1 protein-coding gene is annotated in these 2,673 nt (G+C 73.0%); it reads left to right on the top strand.

Annotated elements, in window-relative coordinates:
* The first annotated feature begins 26 nt into the window (after positions 1-26).
* The gene (locus AC13HU_RS35320; RefSeq protein ID WP_483046088.1) at positions 27-2,639 is read left to right on the top strand and encodes a bifunctional FO biosynthesis protein CofGH; all 2,613 of its coding nucleotides are present in this window, start codon (positions 27-29) and stop codon (positions 2,637-2,639) included.
* Positions 2,640-2,673: the final 34 nt, after the last annotated feature.

Below are 2,673 nucleotides of genomic sequence, written 5' to 3' on the forward strand. Positions count from 1 at the left end.
CGGGTGGGTGTGCTTATGCTCGGACAATGACGACGCGTGAACCTGGAGAGCCCGCCCCCGCGGGGACGGAGAGCCGGCCGACGGCGAACGCGATGCGCCGTGCGCTGCACCGCGCGGAAGAAGGGGTCGCCCTGGATGCCGCGGAGGCGGCCGTGCTGCTCCAGGCCCGGGGCGCGGATCTGGAGCGGCTGTCGGTGGCGGCGGGGCGGGTGCGGGACGCCGGGCTGGCCGCGGCGGGCCGGCCGGGCGTGATCACGTACTCGCGGAAGGTCTTCATCCCGTTGACCCGGCTGTGCCGGGACACGTGCCATTACTGCACCTTCGTGACGGTGCCCGGGAAGCTGCGGCGGGCCGGCGAGGGGATGTTCCTGTCGCCGGACGAGGTGCTGGACATCGCCCGGCGAGGCGCCGAAATGGGCTGCAAGGAGGCACTGTTCACGCTCGGCGACCGCCCGGAGGACCGCTGGCCGGAGGCCCGGGAGTGGCTGGACGCGCACGGCTACGACGACACCCTCGCGTACGTGCGCGCGATGGCGGTGCGGGTGCTGGAGGAGACCGGGCTGCTGCCGCACCTGAACCCGGGAGTGCTCGGCTGGACCGATCTCCAGCGGCTGAAGCCGGTGGCGCCGTCGATGGGCATGATGCTGGAGACGACCGCGACCCGGCTGTGGTCGCAGCCCGGCGGCCCGCACCACGGCTCGCCGGACAAGGAGCCCGCGGTCCGGCTGCGGGTGCTGGAGGACGCCGGCCGCTCCAACGTGCCGTTCACCACGGGCATCCTGATCGGGATCGGGGAGACGTACACCGAGCGGGCCGAGTCGCTCTTCGCGATCCGCCGCACCTCCCGGCAGTACCACGGCATCCAGGAAGTCATCGTGCAGAACTTCCGGGCCAAGCCGGACACCGCGATGCGCGGCATGCCCGACGCCGAACTCGGCGAGCTGGCCGCGGCCATCGCGGTGGCCCGGATCGTGCTCGGCCCGGCAGCCCGCATCCAGGCGCCGCCGAACCTGGTCGACGGCGAGTACGGCAGCTTCGTGGCCGCCGGCATCGACGACTGGGGCGGGGTGTCGCCGCTGACCCCCGACCACGTCAACCCCGAGCGCCCGTGGCCGCAGATCGAGGAGTTGGCCGCGCGTACCGCCGACGCCGGCTTCACGCTCAAGGAGCGGCTGACGATCTACCCGGAGTACGTACGCCGCGGCGAGCCCTGGCTCGACCCGCGGCTGCTGCCCCATGTCACCGCGCTCGCCGACCCCGACACCGGCCTGGCCCGCGAGGGCGTACGGCCGCAGGGGCTGCCCTGGCAGGAGCCGGAGGACGTGTTCCCGGCGGCGGGCGGGCGTACCGACCTGCACCGGACCATCGACACGCAGGGGCGCAGCGCCGACCGGCGCGACGACTTCGACGACGTGTACGGCGACTGGGCGGAGTTGCGCGAGCAGGCGGCGCCCGGGCTGGTGCCCGACCGGGTGGACGCCGACGTCAAGCAGGCGCTGTCGGTGGCCGCCGACGACCCGACCCGGCTCACCGACGCGCAGGCGCTGGCGTTGCTGCACGCCGACGGCACGGCCCTCGACGCGTTGTGCCGGATCGCCGACGACGTGCGCAGGGACGCGGTGGGCGACGACGTGACGTACATCGTCACCCGCAACATCAACTTCACCAACGTCTGCTACACCGGCTGCCGCTTCTGCGCCTTCGCCCAGCGCCGTACCGACGCCGACGCGTACACGCTCTCCCTCGACCAGGTCGCCGACCGGGCCGAACAGGCGTGGCAGGTGGGGGCGGTGGAGGTGTGCATGCAGGGCGGTATCCACCCGGACCTGCCGGGCTCGGCGTACTTCGACATCGCCCGCGCGGTCAAGGCCCGGGTGCCGGGCATGCACGTCCACGCCTTCTCCCCGATGGAGGTGGTCAACGGCGCTACCAGGACCGGCATGTCGATCCGGGACTGGCTGTCGGCGGCGAAGGAGGCGGGCCTGGACAGCATCCCCGGCACGGCGGCCGAGATCCTGGACGACGAGGTCCGCTGGGTGCTCACCAAGGGCAAGCTGCCCGCCGCGACCTGGGTCGAAGTGGTCTCCACCGCACACGAGTTGGGCATCCGCTCGTCGTCCACGATGATGTACGGGCACGTGGACCAGCCGCACCACTGGCTCGGGCACCTGCGGTTGCTCGCGGAGATCCAGCAACGCACCGGCGGCTTCACGGAGTTCGTGACGCTGCCGTTCATCCACACCAACGCGCCGGTCTATCTCGCGGGCATCGCGCGGCCCGGCCCGACGATGCGGGACAACCGGGCGGTGACCGCGATGGCGCGGCTGCTGCTGCACCCGTACATCCCCAACATCCAGACCAGTTGGGTGAAACTCGGTGCGGAGGGCGCGGCGGAGATGCTGCGCTCGGGCGCGAACGACCTCGGCGGCACCCTGATGGAGGAGACCATCGCCCGGATGGCGGGGTCGCGTTACGGGTCGTACCGCTCGGTGCGCGACCTCGTCGCGATCGCCGACGCGGCCGGCCGGCCCTCCCGGCCGCGCACCACCCTGTACGGGTCTGTGCCGGACGAGCGGACCGCCGCGGCGCTCGCCTCGGACGGGCACCTGCCGGAGCTGCTGCCGGTGCTGGGCGACTGAGCCGACGACCTCCGAGCGGCGACAGCGCGGGGAC

It is taken from the genome of Streptomyces sp. NH27 (genome assembly GCF_056859195.1).

Bases quoted from the DNA above. Each gene is read 5' to 3' on its own strand.
- AC13HU_RS35320 (WP_483046088.1), top strand. From the start codon at position 27: ATGACGACGCGTGAACCTGGAGAGCCCGCCCCCGCGGGGACGGAGAGC.